A 5,529-nucleotide genomic window follows, 5' to 3' on the forward strand; every position below is an offset into this window, starting at 1 on the left:
GAATAATTTATTCTTTTACTTTTTAATTTCAATATCTTTTGCAATCTTATTAACAGTATTAATAACATTATCTTTACCATACTTTTTCACTAGGGACCGCAAAATAAAATATTGCTTTGTTTGCATAATTTCAACTCCTCAATTAAAAATATTAAAAAAATTTACTTTCCAAAACTGTAAAAACCAACTTTTACTTTTTAATTTCAATATCTTTTGCAATCTTATTAACAGTATTAATAACATTATCTTTACCATACTTTTTCACTAGGGACCGCAAAATAAAATATTGCTTTGTTTGCATAATTTCAACTCCTCAATTAAAAATATTAAAAAAATTTACTTTCCAAAACTGTAAAAACCAAAAATACAAAATGTATGTGGTTTCTACACTTTTTTATATTAATCGCACAAATTTCATAAAAATAATTAATAAAAAGATATTTGTTATTGTACTATACAACGCTGGATTAAATTTTCATACTTCAAATATTTGACTAAAAAACTATATACTGTTTCAAAAACCTTACCAACACCACTCGCTAATTTATTAACTTGTTTAACACCGGGAATAGTATTGACAATTCAAATCACCGCATTTTTAATATGAGTTTCTAAATCTCATCAACCTTTAGGAGTTATATATTGCACTTGAAATCATTGTTTATTGGGGAACAACCCACCGTTATTAATTTCTTATCAGTTATAAATTCCAAAATTAAAATCATAATATCGGTACATATCATTCTCTTTTTGTGTTTGCAATTCAAAAACATTATAACCGATTTTTTGTTCTTCAATTTTTTTATACTTTAAACCATATTTATTTTGTAAATCACCGCCAAAAACATAACCCGAATTTAACTTAATATCATAATTATTAGCAACCGAAAAATCATAATTAAAAACACTACCATAATTATTAATCGTATAAAACCTATTTTTAAATGCTGAATATAATTTAATATTTAATTGCTTATATTTATCAGAAAAATAAAAATATCGCGGATAAATTTTAAAACCATTATTTACTAATAAACCATATTTTTTATTATAACCTTGCACATAAGTATTATTTTCTAAATCAAAAATCGTGCGTAAATAATTAGTATAAAATTTCTGTGAAATCTTAAACATACTACTTAATAATTTATCAAATTGTAATTTATCGTTAATATTTTCACTCAATAAAATATTATTAAAATTTTGCAATTTCAACGCAAAAAAATTAACTAAAACAGTATCATATTGTAAATTATCAATATACCCATTTTCAATAAACGAACTACGATTTTGAAATACCGGCACCAACGCACTTGCAAAAAACGACTGTAAAAACTTAGATAAATCAAACTGACCGCTAAATTGTTGATAATACTTTAAATCTTTACTATTTAATGATGAATAAATTGAACCATTAAAATTAAAAACTTCACCCATTCCCGTTTGCATAAAACTAAAATTGAAACTTAAATCATCATTATTAACATTATTTAACTCTAAACTACCAGAAATAATTAAATTTGCTTCATCAACAGTCAAAATCATTCGATAAATTGCTTTTTTAATATTTTTAACATCCAATTCATCAACCGTCTCAAAATCAAAAATTATCCGCTTTGTACCAACCTTATTCGGATTTTCATAATTCGCACTACCACCTTGCTGAACTCTAATATTTTCTTGCAAAACAGAATATAAAGATAAACTAATAAATTCTTTTACGCGAGTTTGTTGATAACTATTTTAATCAGTAATTTCACCGGTGTTTTGATTGATTGTTGGTATTTGTGGTTTATTATTTAATTCTCATTTATATACAATATCACTAAAAAATCTAGTTCCATATTTTTCTGAACTATTAATTTTTTCTATTTTTCATAAATTAGAATCTTTATGTATTACAATATATCACCCAGTATTTCGTCGCATATAATTATTTTCAATTAATTTTCAATTATCTACTTTTAACTTAACTCTTGGATAATGATTTTCTTTATAGCGGTCAACATTTTCCACAATTTTTTTCGATACATTAAACATCTTATGTTTTACAGCAAAGGCATAAATAAAATCAATTAAATCATTAAAAAAAATCTCTCTTTTAACATCATAAAATTTTTCAACCATATACCTATTTTTTAAACTATGTCATTGTCGATAATAATTCAAAAATACTTCATCTGGTTTATCATAAACAACTCCGGTGGAATAACTATCTTGTAAAAAATCTAAATACCATTTATCATTAAACAATAAATTTTTTGATGTTTTTAAAGTTGGATTAATAAAATAATTTGTTTCCGATCAATTTTCAAAAAAACTACTGCGTAAAAACATTGTATTAATAAAATCAGTTTCATTAATACCTTTATCAGTACTATTTTAAAAAAATTCTCTTGTTTAAGCGTATAATGCTCCTCATTTAAGGATCTAAACGCCGTTAAAGTAATAAATGGAAAATAACGAAACCCAAAAAAGTTAAAATAAATATGGCAAATAAAGATAACGATTTTTTCATAAACTCAACTCCTAACTATACAATGTTTTTGAAACAATAAACCCAATAATATATAAACTTGATATTGTTAACATTAACGGATGACTAAACAAAACTGCCATTCTCCCAAATAATCAAATCAACCAAGTATCAGAATTATATAAATCCATAATAATATTTTTTGCTGATGTAAATTGATTAATAATAACAGTAATAAAACCAGTTCCAAATATCGCAATTGCCGCCACCAATAAAACTAATTTAATCATTACTTATGCACTCTCCTATATCCTTGTTCTCTTGTTTTTGCTTGTTTTGCTAAACTTGATAATTGTTTTTTATTACGATTAATTTTAAATTGTTTACGCTCTTTAATATGTTTTTGCATACCTTGTTTAGTATCAGAAACACCGCGAACTGTTGAAGAATATATTTGCGAAACACCATTATTAACTGTTGAACCTAAATTATTATATTGTGTTGATGTGCCGTGAATTGCATAAATAGATAACTTAATAACCATAAAAAAGACTAAAAAATAAGCAATCGATGTATTTGTCATCGGTAATTTTGTATTTCAAATTACATCAAAAATAAACAAAATATATCAAAAACAAAACTAAAAATCTTGTCTCAATTACTATTATTATTTTCAACTAATAAATTAATCATCTTTACTATTTCCTTTCTTTTTTTTAGGTTTTAAATTCTTTTTCAAAATATCAATATCAAACAATTTTAATCGTTCTTTAACACTTAACTTTGTAATTTCTGACCAATAATATTCTTTTTTATTAACAATTTCGTCATTCTTTAAATCACGCACAAACTTTAACCATTGACTATCCTATCATATTTATTAGCGAATTCAAGAGGAATTATTATTTTAAAAAATTGAATTCCTAACCCAACATCCGACTTATGTTTTGCTGTTTTACCTTCTGCTGTTCGTTCTACTGATTTTGTTTTTCAAATTTCATAATCCGTTATATCTTGGAAAATCCCAATTCGCATAATAAAGAAACGATTAAAAAAATTAAATCCTTTTTTAGCAACGGGTTTTTTCAATGAAATTGGAATAATAATCCCACTTGCTAACTGGCGAATATTATTTCAAATCATACCTTCACGCTGAGCAGTAAACAACGCACGATTACCAAAATGTCTCGCTAAAACAATTCACGGTATTTTACCACTATGAATTTTTTTCTCATCGTGAAGACTAGTTCCATCAATATACAAATAACTTTCATCAAATAAAATAACACTATCATCTGGGGGAACCGGTTTTGTTCTATAGGTAAAATCTAAATTTTTAAATGTTAAAACTTTAACTTTATCATCTTCTAAGGGATAATTACTATAAATTTCATCTGTCAATAATTTCATAGTTTGCGACAAATAAGTTAAAAGTAATGTTTTACCGGTCCCTAACTTTCCAATAATAACTGATAACGGATTATCTCAAAAAAAATTTACTAACCGAAAAGCGTTTAACTGATAAAAAATATTTTTTCACAATCATCACACAAAATATACACATTGCAAAGCAAACAACAATAAAAATACTAAATCAACACAATACAAAGAAATTATCCAAAGTAATAAATCAATTAAACTAAACAAAAGCATTGAACCATTAATATAACAATAGTTTTTAAAAAAAAATATAAATTTTTTCATTATTTAAAATACCCAACTATTTTAAAAACCATTCACAAGAAAAACCAAGTTAAAAACAAAATCACAATTCAAACACCAACCATCAAAGTTAAATATTCATTTTGCGTTAAATTCCACATTGTAATACTTTCAACATTCGTTTTATCTATAAACAAAAATATATGAATAAAAAACTCTTTTAATTTAATTCAATCATTTTGCATTTTTAAAAACTCCACATTTTTTGAATAAGTTTAAAAAACATTCCAAAAAACAAAACAATAAATAACACAAAGGATATAACATATAAAAACTCAGGGGCATTTGCACCAATAATATAACTAACAAATTGAACTCAATAATCATATAAACTCATTTAATTTAAACTTTCTAAATCATTAATTAATTGTTCTTCTTTTTCAACACTTCAATTTATTAAATTATTATTGTTATTATTTGCTTTTACTTTTTTAGGTTCACTTAAAAATAACGCTTTTTTCATTTTATTAAAGTAATTTTGTTTATATTGATTATATAAATTGATTAATTCTGTTCCAGTTAAATATTTTCAAATATTTCGCTTTAAATTTTCATCATATTTTATAATAGGATAAGAATTATCATAAATCAAACCAATTGCTACTTGCTATGAATGTTTTTCACTCGAATAAATAAACTTATTACTCAACCAAAAACCAATATGGCGATTATGATTGGGTAAATTAATAAAACTTGCTTTATCTGTTGTAAATTCCTTAACTTGTATTATATGACCTATAATCAATAATGATAAAAAGGAAACAGAAGCTATTAAACAGAAAAAGGAAATTAAAATATAAATAATATCTCCTACATTTAAAGAAAAAATTATAAAATCAATGCAAAAACCAGAACAAATGAAAATTAAAAAATAACAAAAACCTAAATTCCTTAACTTGTATTATATGACCTATAATCAATAATGATAAAAAGGAAACAGAAGCTATTAAACAGAAAAAGGAAATTAAAATATAAATAATATCTCCTACATTTAAAGAAAAAATTATAAAATCAATGCAAAAACCAGAACAAATGAAAATTAAAAAATAACAAAAACCAAAACACAAATTCAAAAAAATAAAATTTCTCTTTATTTTTTTATATTCCTTAGTTGTTTTAAATTTCATATCCATAATATAGCCTCCTAACTAAATATTTGTTTTTAATAAACAATGTTATAAATAATGTTTATATAATGTTTTTTAATTGTAAGAAACACTGATTATTAACAATGTTATACATAATGCTAATATATTGTTTATTTAATGTTTAATAAACACTGTTAATAAACATTGTTAATAAACATTGTTAAATATATAAAATAATAAAAA

The 5,529-nt window shown here is 23.4% G+C and carries 3 protein-coding genes and 4 pseudogenes; all 7 read right to left on the reverse strand.

Features of this window, described 5'->3' with window-relative positions; translation table 4 throughout:
* Positions 1–394: 394 nt before the first annotated feature.
* A pseudogene (locus C6B38_RS12180) lies at positions 395–1,686 on the reverse strand (spiroplasma phage ORF1-like family protein).
* A 57-nt stretch (positions 1,687–1,743) separates the two neighbouring features.
* Positions 1,744–2,337, reverse strand: a complete 594-nt coding sequence (locus C6B38_RS12185; protein ID WP_308686810.1) for a spiroplasma phage ORF1-like family protein — start codon at positions 2,335–2,337, stop codon at positions 1,744–1,746.
* Positions 2,338–2,529: 192 nt separating this feature from the next.
* Positions 2,530–2,766 carry a hypothetical protein gene (locus C6B38_RS08350; protein WP_105299283.1) on the reverse strand — a complete coding sequence of 79 codons (237 nt, stop codon included), beginning with the start codon at positions 2,764–2,766 and terminating at the stop codon, positions 2,530–2,532.
* Positions 2,766–3,169, reverse strand: a pseudogene (locus C6B38_RS08355) (hypothetical protein). Before C6B38_RS08355 ends, C6B38_RS08350 begins: the two are co-directional and overlap by 1 nt.
* A pseudogene (locus tag C6B38_RS08360) lies at positions 3,162–4,180 on the reverse strand (hypothetical protein). The pseudogenes C6B38_RS08355 and C6B38_RS08360 overlap by 8 nt, the downstream one beginning before the upstream one ends.
* Positions 4,180–4,383: a DUF2649 domain-containing protein gene (locus C6B38_RS08365; protein WP_105299284.1), complete on the reverse strand. Its 204-nt coding sequence runs from the start codon at positions 4,381–4,383 to the stop codon at positions 4,180–4,182. Before C6B38_RS08365 ends, C6B38_RS08360 begins: the two are co-directional and overlap by 1 nt.
* 152 nt (positions 4,384–4,535) lie before the next feature.
* Positions 4,536–4,910: pseudogene (locus tag C6B38_RS08370) on the reverse strand (DUF3627 domain-containing protein); the annotation flags it as partial.
* Positions 4,911–5,529 lie beyond the last annotated feature (619 nt).

The sequence above is a fragment of the Spiroplasma sp. ChiS genome, assembly GCF_002968355.1.
Classification (GTDB): domain Bacteria; phylum Bacillota_I; class Bacilli_A; order Mycoplasmatales; family Mycoplasmataceae; genus Spiroplasma; species Spiroplasma citri.